The sequence below is a fragment of the Oxalobacteraceae sp. CFBP 8761 genome (assembly GCA_014841595.1).
Taxonomy (GTDB): Bacteria; Pseudomonadota; Gammaproteobacteria; order Burkholderiales; family Burkholderiaceae_D; genus Telluria.
Window position 1 is genome coordinate 203942 of sequence record JACYUE010000001.1, and the last position, 14182, is coordinate 218123.

A 14182-nucleotide genomic window follows, 5' to 3' on the forward strand; every position below is an offset into this window, starting at 1 on the left:
TATGCGTCAAACACGCTGTCAAGCGCCTGCCAAGTCCGGGTATCTCCGTCGACGCTGGCCGTGATGTCCCCTTTTAGCGATGCACCGGGCGGGACGCTGTGATAAACTTTACGGGTTTAAGCAGCGCCGCATGAGCGGTTGTTGCCGCAGAAGCTGCGGTGACGTGCACTAGCACACCGGCTGCATCACTAACCGCCGTCTCGACGGCACTGGTATTTATGCCTTTGTCTCTTCCCGTATCGCGCTCGCTCCGGCATACGCGCGCCATCACAGTCGATGCCTATGCGCGCGACGATGGCATGTGGGATCTTGATGCCAGCATCCGCGATGTGAAAGCGCGTACTGTTGAACTTGCTTCCGGCGAACGGCCCGGCGGCACGCCAGTGCACGACCTGAAGCTGCGCGTCACGATCGACCGCGACCTGAACATCGTCGATGCCGAAGCCGCATCCGATGCCGTCCCGTATCCGGGCTTTTGCGATACCATCGGCCCTGCCTACAAGAAGTTGATCGGGCTCTCGCTCGTGAACCATTTCCGGTTGCATCTGAAAGACCGCCTGTCCGGCGTGCTCGGCTGCACCCATCTGACCGAACTGGCCCAGGTGCTGCCCACTGCAGCGCTGCAAGCCTTTGCTGACGACACCGTCGATGCCCCAGGCGGGCAAGGCGTCACGTCATCCGACCGTCCATTTGAGCTCGACCGTTGCCATGCCCTGCGCAGCGACGGCCCCGCCGTGGCCAAATATTACCCGCGCTGGTCCATCAAGGCCGTGGCGGGTTAAGTCGTCGTTTGTTTTTTTTGTAGTTCAACCGTTTCTAATTCAGTAATAGATAGAAGGGAAGCCAGCATGAAGATCCATGAGTATCAGGGCAAAGAAATCCTCCGAAAATTCGGGGTGACCGTTCCGCGCGGCATTCCGTGCATGTCGGTCGAAGAGGCTGTCAAAGCTGCTGAAGAACTGGGTGGTCCGGTCTGGGTCGTCAAGGCACAGATCCACGCTGGTGGCCGCGGCAAGGGCGGCGGCGTCAAGGTCGCCAAATCGCTCGAGCAGGTCAAGGAATACGCTGACCAGATCATGGGCATGCAGCTGATCACGCACCAGACCAGCCCGGAAGGCCAGAAAGTCCGTCGCCTGATGGTCGAAGAAGGCGCCGACATCAAACAAGAACTGTATGTCTCGCTCGTCACCGACCGCGTCAGCCAGAAAGTCGTGCTGATGGCCTCGTCGGAAGGCGGCATGGACATCGAAGAAGTCGCGCACAGCAACCCGGAAAAAATCCACAACGTCGTGATCGACCCAAAAGTCGGCCTGACCGATGAGCAGGCTGACGACGTCGCCGCCAAGATCGGTGTGCCAGCCGGCTCGATCGCCGACGCACGCGCGAACCTGCAGGGCCTGTACAAAGCCTACTGGGAAACCGATGCATCGCTGGCCGAAATCAACCCGCTGATCGTTACCGGCAGCGGCAAGATCATCGCCCTGGACGCCAAATTCAACTTCGACGCGAACGCACTGTATCGCCGTCCTGAAATCGTCGCTTACCGCGATCTGGACGAAGAAGATCCAGCGGAAGTCGAAGCATCGAAATTCGACCTGGCCTACATCTCGCTCGACGGCAACATCGGCTGCCTGGTGAACGGCGCCGGCCTGGCCATGGCAACCATGGATACCATCAAGCTGTTCGGCGGCGAGCCAGCCAACTTCCTCGACGTCGGCGGTGGCGCCACGGCTGAGAAAGTGACCGAAGCGTTCAAGATCATGCTGAAGAACCCTGACCTGAAAGCCATCCTGGTCAACATCTTCGGCGGCATCATGCGTTGCGACGTCATCGCCGAAGGCGTGATCGCTGCATCGAAAGCCGTTTCGCTGCAAGTGCCGCTGGTCGTGCGCATGAAGGGCACCAACGAAGACTTGGGCAAGAAGATGCTGGCCGAATCGGGCCTGCCAATCATCGCCGCAGACACGATGGAAGACGCAGCCAAGTCGGTCGTCGCCGCTGCTGCCGGTCAAGCCTAATTGCTAAGGAAATAAAAAAATGTCGATTCTGATCAACAAAGATACCAAAGTAGTCACCCAGGGCATCACCGGCAAGACCGGTCAGTTCCACACCCGCATGTGCCGCGAGTACGCAAACGGCAAGGAAGCGTTCGTTGCTGGCGTGAACCCGAAGAAAGCCGGCGAAGATTTCGAAGGCATCCCGATTTTCGCAACCGTTGCTGAAGCGAAAAAAGAAACCGGCGCCAACGTGTCGGTCATCTATGTCCCACCAGCAGGCGCAGCCGCTGCAATCTGGGAAGCCGTCGAAGCCGAGCTGGATCTGGCAATTTGCATCACCGAAGGCATTCCAGTCCGTGACATGATGGAAATCAAGGACCGTATGGCTAAAGCAGGTTCCAAGACCCTGCTGCTGGGCCCTAACTGCCCAGGCCTGATTACCCCTGACGAAATCAAGATCGGCATCATGCCAGGTCACATCCACCGCAAGGGCCGCATCGGCGTCGTCTCGCGTTCGGGTACCCTGACGTATGAAGCAGTTGCACAGCTGACCGCACTGGGCCTGGGCCAGTCGTCGGCAGTCGGCATCGGTGGTGACCCGATCAACGGTCTGAAGCACATCGACGTCATGCAGATGTTCAACGACGATCCTGATACCGACGCGGTCATCATGATCGGCGAAATCGGTGGTCCTGACGAAGCCAACGCGGCTTACTGGATCAAGGACAACATGAAGAAGCCAGTCGTCGGCTTCATCGCTGGCGTCACCGCGCCACCAGGCAAGCGCATGGGCCACGCCGGCGCGCTGATCTCGGGCGGTGCGGATACCGCGCAAGCCAAGCTGGAAATCATGGAAGCCTGCGGCATCACCGTCACCAAGAACCCGTCGGAAATGGCGCGTCTGCTGAAGGCAATGCTGTAATTCTGACGATCTAGTGATCGAAAGCTAAAACGGGGAGCGCGAGCTCCCCGTTTTCCATTTGGTGCGCCACTTTTTGTTGATACGCGTCGCGTGTGACAAAAATTGCTGTAGGGTACTGACAAATTTTGTCATCCGAGGTGCCGTTTTTTGTGCTGGAACAGGATTTTGTTGGTTTGTTGTTCATAAAATCGACCGTTTTACGCCATTTTTGGGCTGGCACAGCGCTTGCATATAAGAAAGCGTAGCAGTGAGCAGCACAAGATACGTAGGTCCACTTTTTTGAAATACCCACCTGGAGATTTAAAATGAACTTCAAGCAAATGCCAAGCAAAAAAGCCGAAGGCGGCTTTACCCTGATCGAACTGATGATTGTCGTGGCAATTATCGGTATTCTGGCTGCTGTTGCAATTCCACAGTACAGCAACTACACCATCAAAGCAAAAATCGCTTCGGTGCTCTCTTCGGTTTCGGCTGTCAAGACCGCAGTCGGCGTATGCGCGCAAGAAAACGGCGGTGTTCTGGACAACTGCAATAGCGACGAAAATGGCATCCCAGCGACCTTCACGACCAAGGAAATCGCTAGTGTAGAGACGACTGCCGGACAGATCGTTGTGACTCTGGGTACCGGCATCGGTACCGGCGTCGATGGTGGTGTTATCACGATGGCGCCATCGACTGGCGCGAACGCAGCAAATCTCGTCTGGACGAATACCCCGACCGATTTCGACAATGACGTTGCTGAAGAAGCCATCACGAAAAATAATCCAGTAGCAGCATCCACCACCACCCCGACTCCTAACCCGTAATTCCCGGTAGAGCATCAAAAAGCCCGCTTCCCAGCGGGCTTTTTTTATTGCAGCTTTACTTCGCTGGCTGCGCCTTCAAGAACCGATCCAACCACCCATTCACGGTGTGATGCCACTGCACCGAATTGGCCGGCTTGAGCACCCAGTGATTCTCATCCGGGAACACCAGCAGCTTGCTCTCGACCCCCTGACGCTGCAGCGCCGTGAACGTCCCCAGTGCCTGCGCCGTCGGAATCCGGAAGTCCAGATCACCCTGGATCACTAGCATCGGCGTCTTCCACTTATTCACGTGATGAACCGGATTGAAGCGCTCATGGTTCTCCGGCACCTTGTAGTACGGCCCGCCGTTTTCCCAATCCGTGAACCACTGCTCCTCGGTCGAGTACGCCATGCCGCGTGTGTCGAACACGCCGTCGTGATTGACGATGCACTTGAACTCATCCGACCAGTTACCGGCGATCCAGTTCATCATGTAGCCGCCGTACGACGCGCCCAGTGCGCAGTCGCGTGAGCGGTCCAGCCATGGGAACTTCTTCACCGCGGCGTCGTAGCCTTTTTGCAGGTCGACCAGTGGCTTGCCGCCCCAGTCGTTGCTGATCGAGTCGGTGAACTTCTGGCCGTAGCCGGTCGAACCGTGGAAGTCGATGAACACGGCCGCGTAACCTGCGCCGGCATAGGTCTGCGGATTCCAGCGGTAGCTCCAGCTGTTGCCGAAGCTGCCTTGCGGCCCGCCGTGGACGATGAACGCGACTGGATATTTCTGGCCCGGCTGCGCATTCCACGGCTTCATCACGTAACCGTAGACAGTGTCGCCATTGGCGCCGGCGAACGAGAACTGTTCGGCCTCGCCCCAGCGTACATCCTTCAACAGCTCGGTATTCAACGTGGTCAGCTGCTTTGGCTTTGCGCCCAGCTTCATCGAGAACAACTGCGCACCAGCGGACAGGTTCGCATGGGTATAGACCAGCGTATCGCGACGCAGATCGAACGCGCCCACGGCGCCCGTGTCGGTCAGCGGGGTGACCTTGCCGCCGGCCACGTCGATGGAGAAGAGGCGGTGCTGGCCGATGTCTTCTGCATCGACGATCAGCGCCTTGCCATCGGCGCGCCAGACCAGGCTGCCAGCCGAACGGTCCCAGTTGGCTGCAAGCGGGCGCTTGGTGCCGGTTGCCACATCCATCAGCATGATCTGGTAGCGGTCGGCCTCGAAGCCAGGGCGCGCCATCGCCAGGTAAGCCAGGGTGCGGCCATCGGGTGAGAACGTGCCCTTGGTGTCCCAGGCCGGATTGTCCGCTGTCAGGTTGCGCGGCGCGGTGCCGCCTGCCGCGGGCACGCTGTACAGGTCGAAGTTGGTCGACCAGGCTTCGGTCTTGCCGGCGATGCGGGCCGAGAACACGACCGTCTTGCCGTCCGGGCTGAAGCGGTATTCTTCGCGGTCACCGAACGGTTTGGAGGGCACGTCGCCGTCGAGCGAGCCCGAGAGGCTGACCGGCTCGCCGGTAATCGCGCCTGCTGCGCCGATCGGCGCCGAGAACAGCACTGCATTGCGGTGGTCGTTCCAGGTATCCCAGTGGCGCGCGAACAGGCGGTCATACACCTTGCCGGTGGCCTTTTCTTTTTCTTTCGCGTCGAGCCGGGCCTTGGTGCAGGCCAGGTCGGCACAGTCGCGGAATACCGCCAGGCTGAACGCCAGGCGGTCGCCCGTGGGTGCGACGCGGAAGTTGTCGACGTCCAGCGGCAGATCGGTCACCTTGACAGGCGCGCCGCCGGCTACCGGCTGGCGCCATACCTGCGACGAGCCCGAACGCGCGGACAGGAAATACACAGCGTCGCCCGACGGCGACCATTCCGGATCGGCGCTGCTCGACGCATGGTCGGTCAGGCGCTGCGGCGTCGGCTTGGCGGCGCGCAGGTCGATCATCCAGAGTTGGGTGTTGCCGCGGTTCTTTTCCATGTCGGTGCTGCGCACAGTGTAAATCACGCGCGTGGCGTCGGGCGATACGGCCGGGCTACCGACCCGTTCCATATTGACCAGGTCTTCCACGGTGAAGCCGCGCGGCGCGGCCATTGCGGTGGTGGCGGCCAGGGTCGCCGCTGCCACCGTCATCAAACGAAATTTCATGCCATCCTCGTCGATCAGTCCCGCGGCCGGGTGCCGCAGGCAAGCCGGGAATGTACCACGCGCGCCACGCCAGCCGATACGACAACGCCCCCGCTATCCGGCAATGCCGGGCAGCGGGGGCGCTTTAACGTTCCTTAGCGCACAGGAAGTTTGTGATTATTTTGGCATGATGACCGTGTCGATGACGTGGATCACGCCGTTGTCGGCGACGATGTCGGTCTTGGTGACAGTGGCCTTGTCGACCATGACTTTGCCGCCGGCGACCTTGACCTTGAAGGCGCTGCCTTCGACGGTCTTGACGTCACCTGGCTTGACGTCGGCTGCCTTCACGGTGCCTGGCACCACGTGGTACGTCAGCACCTTGGTCAGCGCGGCCTTGTCTTTCAGCAGTGCGTCGAGTTTGGCTTTTGGAATCTTGGCAAATGCGGCATCGGTTGGTGCGAACACGGTGAACGGGCCCGGACCTTTCAGGGTGTCGGTCAGGCCGGCAGCCTGGACAGCCGTGACCAGCGTATTGAACGTGCCAGCCGATTTGGCGGTATCAACGATATCTGCTGCGTTGGCGGCGCCGAAGGCGAAGGCGAGTGGCAGTGCGATCAGAAATTTTTTCATCGTATGACTCCATGTGGTTATTGCAGTTCGTTGTGAACCGCGTTGATTCCAATGTAATCCTCTTTTTACAACTTGTCTAACGTGTGCACCGTTTCTGTAGCATAATAAAGGTTCAATCAAGGGACGAAAATCATGGAAAACTCATTAAGAACCCATCATGAACCGATCATGTACCGGACCGGTGCTGCTGCGCGCCTGGCCGGATTGCCTGTAGAAACCCTGCGGGTGTGGGAGCGCCGTTACAGTTTATCGGATGCGCAGCGTTCTGAGCGCGGCCAGCGTCTGTATTCCGCCGAACAGGTCGCGCGCCTTGGCCTGCTCAAGCAACTGGTCGACCAGGGCCATTCGATCGGGGTGCTGGCCGGCTTGAACCGTGAACAGCTGCAATCGATGCTGGGCCTGGATGGCCAGGCGAGGGCGATTGCCACCTCTCCGGCGCGCGTACTGCTGGTCGGCGCCATGCTGTCGCGCCGGATCGCTGCCACCGGCCAGGCTGCACTGGGGCTGGACGTGCGCGGTCATTGCGCCACCCTGGCACAGGCGCCGGGGTTGCCGCGCGATGTCGGGGCTGATGTGCTGGTAATCGAACAGTCCGAACTCGACGATACCGGCCTGGCGCCGATTGCCGCCGCGCGCGAGGCCAGCGGCGTTGCAGCCGTCGTGGTGCTGTACCGCTTTTGTTCCAGTGCCACGATTCGTGCCCTGCGCGCCCAAGGCTGCCTGGTGGCGCGCATTCCGGCAGACTTGTCCGAACTGGCGCTGCTGTGCCAGTCGGCGCTGACCGGCCACCGTCCGCCGCTGCAGGAGCAGCCGCTGCCGCCCGTGGCGCCGCCCCGCTTCGATGAGGAATCGTTGGGCAACATCATGACGGCGGCTGGCATTCGCCTCGATTGCGAATGTCCCCGGCACTTGTCCGAGATCCTGATGATGATTTCCAGCTTCGAGCGCTACAGCGACCAGTGTGCCCACCGCAATCCGGGTGATGAGGCGCTGCATGCGCGGCTGAAGATGGCGGCAGGCCGCGCGCGCGTCGTGATGGAAGATGCGCTGGAGCATCTGGCCATCACGGAAGGGTTGCCGTTGCCGAAAGCCCTTAACTGAGTCAAGCGTCGATGGCGGCAGTCCAGTCTCCGCTCTTGCCGCCGTGCTTTTCCAGCACCCGCACATTGGTCATCACCATGCCGCGGTCGACTGCCTTGCACATGTCGTACACGGTCAGCAGGCCCACCTGCACGGCAGTCAGCGCTTCCATCTCGACGCCGGTCTTGCCGATGGTGTCCACCTGCGCCCGGCAATGGACGCTGTTGGCCGCCGCATCGATCTCGAAATCGACCGCCACGCGCGTGATCGGCAATGGGTGACACAGCGGCACCAGGTCGCTCGTGCGCTTGGAGGCCATGATCGCGGCGATGCGCGCGATGCCGATCACATCGCCTTTTTTCGCGCTGCCCGACGTGATCAGGGCCAGCGTGGCCGGCTGCATGCGGATGGTGCCGGCGGCCACTGCGATGCGGTGCGTGTCCTGTTTGGCGCCGACATCGACCATATGGGCCTGGCCGGTGGCGTCGAAGTGGGTCAGATGGTCTGCGGTCGGGGTGGAGGGCGTCATGAATGGCTTGGTATCGTTGGGTAACAAAGTGTTCTGGGAGCAGCAGGGTGCATGCGGATACGGTTATGATAGCACCGTGAAATCTGTCGTCCGACCAGCATCCGTGCGCCGCTGGCGCCCCGTCCTGACCGCCGTTGCCCTGTGCACGACGGCAGCGTTTGCCGTGGCCGCCCAGTCCGATCCGCTCCAGCGCCCCGACCATATCCACTTGCCGACGCTGGGCGACACCGCGCGCGTCGACCTGTCGCCGGTCGTTGAGCGCAAGCTTGGCGAAGAGATCATGCGCGACATCCGGCGCGACCGCGATTACCTCGACGACGAACCGATCTCCGAATACCTGAACAACTTTGGCAATGGCCTCGTGGCTGCAGCGCCCGGCGCGCGCGGCGAAACCAATGCCGATTTTCACTTCTTTGCCGTGCGCGATGCGGCGCTGAACGCGTTCGCGCTGCCGGGCGGTTTCATCGGTGCGCACTCGGGCCTGGTCATCGCAGCCCAGACCGAATCCGAACTGGCCGGCGTCGTGGCGCACGAGATCGGCCACGTCACGCAGCGCCACATCGCGCGCATGCTGGGCCAGCAGCGCCAGGATATCCTGCTGCCGCTGGCGTCGATGATCCTGGCGGCGCTGGCCGCCAAGGCCGGCTCGGATGCGGCGATGGGCGTGCTGATGGGCGGCCAGGGCCTGGTGGTCCAGCGCCAGCTCAACTTCAGCCGCGACGCCGAGCGCGAGGCCGACCGCGTGGGCTTCCAGATCATGGAGGCAGGCGGCTACGACACTACCGGCATCGTCGCGTTTTTCCGGCGCCTGCAAAATGCGTCGAAGTTGTATGGCGAACTGCCGACAGGTTTGAGTAACCTGAGCAGCCACCCGCTGACCCAGGAGCGCATCAGCGACATGCAGGCGCGCATCCGCGAGATGCCCAAGAAGCAGCGCGTCGACAGTCTCGACTTTCACCTGGTGCGCGCGCGCATCCGGGTGCTGCAGGAGCCAAGCGAGCAGGGCCAGCGCAATACGCGCAGCGCGTTCAACACGCAGCTCAGGGAAACGCACCGCCATCAACAGGCCGGCGCGCAGTATGGCCTGGCCTACCTGGCGCTCAAGCAGGGCAACCTGGCCGATGCGCAGAGCTGGCTCGACAAGTCGCGCGAGACGATGAAGCCACGCGAAGGCGTGCTGTCGGTGGCGTCAAACGTCGGCGATGGCGCGACGATGTATGCCGGTCTGGCGATCGAGATCAAGATGGCGCCGGGCCAGCCGGCGGCGGTGCTGGCCGAGGCCGTGAAAGAAGCCGAGACGATGCACGCGCGTTTTCCGCTATCGCGCTCGCTGGCGCACCAGTATGCCGACGCCATGATCGCCACGGGCAAACTCGACGAGGCCACGCGCTTTCTGCGTGACCAGTCGCAGCAATACCGCGAGGAATACAAGCTGCAGGATCTGTTGGCCAAGGCCTATGCAAAGCAGGGCAAGATCGCTTTGCAGCATATGGCGCTGGCCGAATCGTACGTGCTGGCCGGCGCCACGCCGGCCGCGATGGCGCAGCTGGAGCTGGCGCGCAAGGCGCGCGACGCATCGTTCTATGACCAGGCCGTGATCGATGCGCGCGCCCGCGAACTCGAGGCGCAGCAAAAGAAGGACAAGGAAGAGAAGGACGATTGACGGTCAGGGTCAGGGTCAGGGCGCCGGCATCCTGTTGAACCCGAACCGCTGCGCCAAGTCGGCGTCCGCTACCCGTTCCACAGTGAACACCTTGCCCTGCCACGGCAACGCCAGCGTGCCAGCGCCTCCGCCCAGCCACGCCATCACGGCCTCGTCCGAAGCGCTGCGGCCATCCAGTGTGAACTGGCCCAGCACCTGCGCCACATCGCGGTCATCGAGCTGCGCCACGACTTCGCCGGCCGCAAACAGCACGGCGCCGGCATCGCTCAGGAACACGTGCTCGACAGCCGTCAGCGCCTGCCCGGTTTGCAATAGCAAACCCTGCTGCGGATCGGTGCGTGCGATGAACGGCGCGGCCTCCAGATTCACGTACACGCGCTGCGGGCCATTCTGGAAATACCAGTTGCCCCGCTCGTCGTGCAGGTAGTTGCGGTTGATGAACCCCACCAGTTTCTCGTTCTCGAGCCGGTCGCCGGGCAAGCCGGCCTGCTGGGTCGCTTCGTCGCGCATGCGCCAGTGGCCGCGCGCATCGAGTGCGAGCCAGCCGTAGCAGTGCGGTACGTTTGGCCACTTGGCCATTGCCTGTTTTACGATATCGTCCATAGTGTCAGCCAGCATCGCACAGTTCGGCGCCGGTCAGCGCGCGGGTGCCCGACACGCCATCGAAATGCTGCAGGATGCGCTGCGCCAGCCAGTCGATCCGCCCCGGAAACGGCCCGGTCGGAAAGCCCACGTGCCCGCCCGTGGCCGGATACTCGAGCGTCACCGCAGCCGATGCCGTCGTCGGCAAATACATCCCTGGCAGGAACGGATCGTTGCGTGCATTGAGCACGAGCGTCGGCACGGTGATCGCGTCCAGCACGTGGCGCGCGCTGGCGCGGTGCCAGTAGTCGTCGGTGTCGCGGTAGCCGTGCAGCGGTGCGGTCACCACATTGTCGAAGGCGTACAGGTCGCGCGCGGCGAGCAGCGCTGCGCGGTCGAACAGGCCCGGAAACTGGTCGAGCTTGGCCAGGCACTTGGGCTTGAGCGTCTGCAGGAACATCCGGGTGTAAATCATGTTGAAGCCCGACGACAGCGCCGCGCCGCCGCGCGCCAGGTCGAGTGGGGCCGAGACCGCGCACGCCGCATCGACGATCGATGCGCCATGGCCCGATTCGCCCAGCCAGCGCAGCAGCGCGTTGCCGCCCAGCGACACGCCGGCCGCGTAGAACACGCCGTCATGGCGCGCGCGCAATGAGCGCACGATCCACTCGACTTCCGCGGCGTCGCCCGAGTGATAGAAGCGGGGCGCCAGGTTCGGCTCGCCCGAGCAGCCGCGAAAATGCGGCACCACGCCCGACCAGGCGCGTGCGGCCAGCGCCGCCATCAATGCACGTGCGTAATGGCTGTCCGACGAGCCTTCCAGGCCATGAAACAGCACCACCAGCGGCTGGCCCGGCTGGCCGTCGACAAAATCGAGATCGACGAAATCGCCGTCCGCACTCGTCCAGCGCTCGCGGCGGTAGGCAACGGGCGGCTTGGCGATGCAGGTCGCCGGGTAGATGGTCTGGAGATGGCCGCCAGGCAGCCAGCGTGGTGCGCGGTAGGGCATGAAGAAGTGAGGATAGGGGCGCGCGCAGTCGCGTACGCCCCGAAAGATCAGTGGTTCTTGAGCACTGTGCCCGGCGCCAGGCGGTAGCCAGTACCGCAGTACGGGCATTTCGCCTCGCCATGGTGGTCGAAATCGAGGAAGACGCGCGGGTGCGACGACCACAGCGGCATGGCCGGGTTCGGGCAGTGCGCCGGCAGGTCTTTCGCCGTGAGTTCCACGATTGGCATCGTCTTTTGGGTCATCTGGTGTCTCCGTCTGGCAGGTGGGCAAAGACAGGATTCTAACGGATTCGCTCTATTGTCGAAATGACCGTAAAATAATGCGCTCAACATATTGAGCCCAAGTGCCCTTTCTCAAGAGGCCACGACCCATTCCATGCGTTTCATGCCCCTCTGTTTCCAGACCGCCGCTGTCGTCCCAGCCGTCATTTCGCCGCTGGGAAGTTGCACGAACGCCACACCACCATGCCCGTGAGCGCGGGCGAGCCGGCTGGCCAGCCGCCGGTCACGATCGGCGACGCGCCCGACCGCGACGCGTTTCGCGACGGATTCAAGACTGGCCTGCCGACGCTGTTCGGCATCGCTGCCTGGGGCCTGGTGGTGGGCATCGCCATGGTCAAGAGTGGCCTGTCCGTGCCTCAGGCGCTGGGCATGACACTGCTGGTGTTCGCCGGCTCGGCGCAACTGGCGTCGCTGCCGCTGATCGCGGCGCAGGCGCCGATCTGGGTCATCTTCGCCACGGCGCTGGTCGTCAATCTGCGCTTCGTGATCTTTTCGGCGCTGCTCGCGCCGCACTTTGCCCACTTGCCGTGGCGCCAGCGCCTGTATCTCGGCTATATCTCGGGCGATATTTCTGTCGCCTTGTTCTTGCAGAAATATCCGAGCCCGACGCCGGCGGTGGGCAAGCTGTCGTACCTGAAGGGCTTGATGTTCCCGAACTGGGGCGCCTGGCAGATTGGCTCAGTCATCGGGGTATTCCTGGGCAGCACCGTGCCAGCCGAATGGGGCCTGGGCTTTGCCGGCACGCTCGCCATCCTCTGCATCATGGTGCCGTTGATGATCAACCGCGCGGCCTTGTGCGGCGTGCTGGTGGCGGGCACGGTCTCGGTGCTGGCCTATGAGTTGCCCTACAAGTTGGGCTTGCTGTTGGCAGTGCTGGTCGGGATGGTGACGGCGATGGTCATCGAAGAAACAATGGACAAAATAAAGGCACGCCGTGGCTGATTGGGAAATCTGGGTCGTGATTGGCGTGCTGTGCGTGGCCACGGCCGCCACGCGCAGTTCGTTCTGGCTGATCGGCCACCGCGTATCGATTCCGCCACGGGTGCAGGAAATGCTGCGCTATGCGCCAGCCTGCGCGCTGGCGGCCATCATCGGGCCCGATTTTCTAATCGATCCGCAGGGCGGGCTGCAGTTCACGCTGGCCAATCCAAAGCTGCTGGCAGGGCTGGCCGCGTTTGCGTTCTATGTGTGGCGCCGTAACATGCTGCTGACGATTTTATTCGGCATGATTGTGTTCACCCTCCTGCGCGTTCTGCACGTTTTTGGCGCGACCCCCTGATGTACAATGACGTTTTTTCACTATTGCCACGCTGACCAATGGACGCTTCCCGCCGTTTCACCCGTTTGCAAGACCTGATCGATCAGAACGCCCTGCAGGGCAAGCGCGTCTTCATTCGCGCCGACCTGAATGTGCCACAAGATGACGCTGGCAATATCACCGAAGACACGCGCATTCGCGCTTCGGTGCCGGCGATCCAGGCCGCCATTAAGGCGGGCGCGGCAGTGATGGTGACGTCGCACCTCGGTCGGCCGACCGAAGGCGCGTTCAAGCCGGAAGACAGCCTGGCGCCGGTCGCCGCGCGCCTGTCCGAGCTGCTCGGCCAGCCGGTCGAACTCAAGCAAAACTGGGTCGACGGTGTCGATGTCGCGCCGGGTTCGGTCGTGCTGCTTGAAAACTGCCGCGTGAATGCGGGCGAAAAGAAAAACAACGACGAGCTGGCCCAGAAAATGGCCAAGCTGTGCGATGTGTACGTTAATGATGCGTTCGGCACTGCGCACCGCGCCGAAGCCACCACGCACGGCATCGCCAAGTTTGCACCGGTCGTCGCCGCAGGCCCGCTGCTGGCCGCTGAACTCGACGCACTGGGCAAGGCCCTCGGCCAGCCGCAGCGTCCGCTGCTGGCAATCGTCGCCGGCTCGAAAGTCTCGAGCAAGCTGACCATCCTGCAAAGCCTGGCCGACAAGGTCGACAACCTGATCGTCGGCGGCGGCATTGCCAACACGTTCATGAAGGCCGTCGGCCTGAACATCGGCAAGTCGCTCGTTGAAAACGATCTGGTGAACGAAGCCAAGGCGATCATCGACAAGATGGCCGCGCGCGGCGCGCAAGTGCCGATTCCTGTCGACGTCGTGTGCGCCAAGGAATTTGCGCCAACGGCTGCCGCCACCGTCAAGCTGGTGGCTGACGTACAAGACGACGACATGATCCTCGATATCGGCCCGCAGACCGCCGCCATGCTGGCAGAGCAGGTCGCCACGGCTGGCACGATCGTCTGGAACGGTCCGGTCGGCGTGTTCGAATTCGACCAGTTTGCCGAGGGCACCAAGACCCTGGCGCTGGCCATCGCAAGTTCCAAGGGCTTCTCGATCGCTGGTGGCGGCGACACCCTGGCCGCGATTGCAAAATACAAGATCGCCGACCAGATCGGCTACATTTCGACCGGCGGTGGCGCCTTCCTGGAATTCCTGGAAGGAAAAACGCTGCCGGCGGTGGATATCCTGCTGCAACGCAGCGCGCAGTCTGCAGCATAAATGAGACCCTAGCGCAGCCCGTGGCTGCGCTTTGTTTTTTACAAGGA

General features: G+C 62.3%; 15 protein-coding genes. 9 read left to right on the plus strand and 6 right to left on the minus strand.

All coding sequences use genetic code 11. The annotated features are described in order from the left end of the window. Positions 1–218 precede the first annotated feature (218 nt). The 4 genes from IFU00_00910 to IFU00_00925 all read left to right on the plus strand — a co-directional run bounded on the left by IFU00_00910 (position 219) and on the right by IFU00_00925 (position 3725). The gene (locus tag IFU00_00910) at positions 219–782 is read left to right on the plus strand and encodes a DUF2889 domain-containing protein (protein ID MBD8540836.1); all 564 of its coding nucleotides are present in this window, start codon (positions 219–221) and stop codon (positions 780–782) included. A gap of 66 nt (positions 783–848) precedes the next feature. Next, on the plus strand, positions 849–2018 hold the full coding sequence (gene sucC / locus IFU00_00915) for an ADP-forming succinate--CoA ligase subunit beta (protein ID MBD8540837.1): 1170 nt from the start codon (positions 849–851) through the stop codon (positions 2016–2018). A 19-nt stretch (positions 2019–2037) separates the two neighbouring features. After that, a complete protein-coding gene (sucD, locus tag IFU00_00920) occupies positions 2038–2919 on the plus strand; it encodes a succinate--CoA ligase subunit alpha (protein MBD8540838.1) in 882 nt (293 codons plus the stop codon). A 305-nt stretch (positions 2920–3224) separates the two neighbouring features. Further along, positions 3225–3725, plus strand: coding sequence for a pilin (locus IFU00_00925; GenBank protein MBD8540839.1), 501 nt, complete (start codon positions 3225–3227; stop codon positions 3723–3725). Between the two features lie 55 nt (positions 3726–3780). Here IFU00_00925 and IFU00_00930 read toward each other — a convergent pair whose 3' ends face one another. Both IFU00_00930 and IFU00_00935 read right to left on the minus strand, forming a co-directional pair. Next, positions 3781–5847, minus strand: coding sequence for a S9 family peptidase (locus IFU00_00930; protein MBD8540840.1), 2067 nt, complete (start codon positions 5845–5847; stop codon positions 3781–3783). Between the two features lie 156 nt (positions 5848–6003). Next, positions 6004–6459, minus strand: a complete 456-nt coding sequence (locus IFU00_00935) for a fasciclin domain-containing protein (GenBank protein ID MBD8540841.1) — start codon at positions 6457–6459, stop codon at positions 6004–6006. Between the two features lie 132 nt (positions 6460–6591). Here IFU00_00935 and IFU00_00940 point away from each other — a divergent pair, with 132 nt between their 5' ends. Then, on the plus strand, positions 6592–7560 hold the full coding sequence (locus IFU00_00940; GenBank protein ID MBD8540842.1) for a MerR family transcriptional regulator: 969 nt from the start codon (positions 6592–6594) through the stop codon (positions 7558–7560). Position 7561: 1 nt separating this feature from the next. Here IFU00_00940 and moaC read toward each other — a convergent pair whose 3' ends face one another. Then, a complete protein-coding gene (gene moaC, locus IFU00_00945) occupies positions 7562–8068 on the minus strand; it encodes a cyclic pyranopterin monophosphate synthase MoaC (protein MBD8540843.1) in 507 nt (168 codons plus the stop codon). 124 nt (positions 8069–8192) lie between these two features. Here moaC and IFU00_00950 point away from each other — a divergent pair, with 124 nt between their 5' ends. Beyond that, positions 8193–9731, plus strand: coding sequence for a M48 family metallopeptidase (locus IFU00_00950; protein ID MBD8540844.1), 1539 nt, complete (start codon positions 8193–8195; stop codon positions 9729–9731). 15 nt (positions 9732–9746) lie between these two features. On the opposite strand, the gene IFU00_00955 is transcribed toward IFU00_00950, so the two are convergent. From IFU00_00955 to IFU00_00965, 3 genes are read right to left on the minus strand one after another with little or no spacing between them, the layout of a single operon-like run. After that, entirely contained in the window at positions 9747–10334 is a 588-nt protein-coding gene (locus tag IFU00_00955) for a DUF2946 family protein (protein MBD8540845.1), read from the minus strand. Positions 10335–10338: 4 nt separating this feature from the next. After that, positions 10339–11322: an alpha/beta fold hydrolase gene (locus tag IFU00_00960; protein ID MBD8540846.1), complete on the minus strand. Its 984-nt coding sequence runs from the start codon at positions 11320–11322 to the stop codon at positions 10339–10341. Positions 11323–11369: 47 nt separating this feature from the next. Beyond that, positions 11370–11564: a zinc-finger domain-containing protein gene (locus IFU00_00965; protein ID MBD8540847.1), complete on the minus strand. Its 195-nt coding sequence runs from the start codon at positions 11562–11564 to the stop codon at positions 11370–11372. 222 nt (positions 11565–11786) lie between these two features. Between IFU00_00965 and IFU00_00970 the strand changes: the two genes are divergently transcribed. Genes IFU00_00970 through IFU00_00980 form a run of 3 tightly spaced genes read left to right on the plus strand, consistent with a single transcriptional unit; the run spans position 11787 to position 14135 of the window. Then, on the plus strand, positions 11787–12545 hold the full coding sequence (locus tag IFU00_00970) for an AzlC family ABC transporter permease (protein ID MBD8540848.1): 759 nt from the start codon (positions 11787–11789) through the stop codon (positions 12543–12545). Continuing rightward, positions 12538–12882 carry an AzlD domain-containing protein gene (locus tag IFU00_00975; GenBank protein ID MBD8540849.1) on the plus strand — a complete coding sequence of 115 codons (345 nt, stop codon included), beginning with the start codon at positions 12538–12540 and terminating at the stop codon, positions 12880–12882. Before IFU00_00970 ends, IFU00_00975 begins: the two co-directional genes overlap by 8 nt. Before the next feature lie 38 nt (positions 12883–12920). Continuing rightward, complete coding sequence (locus IFU00_00980) at positions 12921–14135, plus strand: phosphoglycerate kinase (GenBank protein MBD8540850.1); 1215 nt, start codon at positions 12921–12923, stop codon at positions 14133–14135. Positions 14136–14182: the final 47 nt, after the last annotated feature.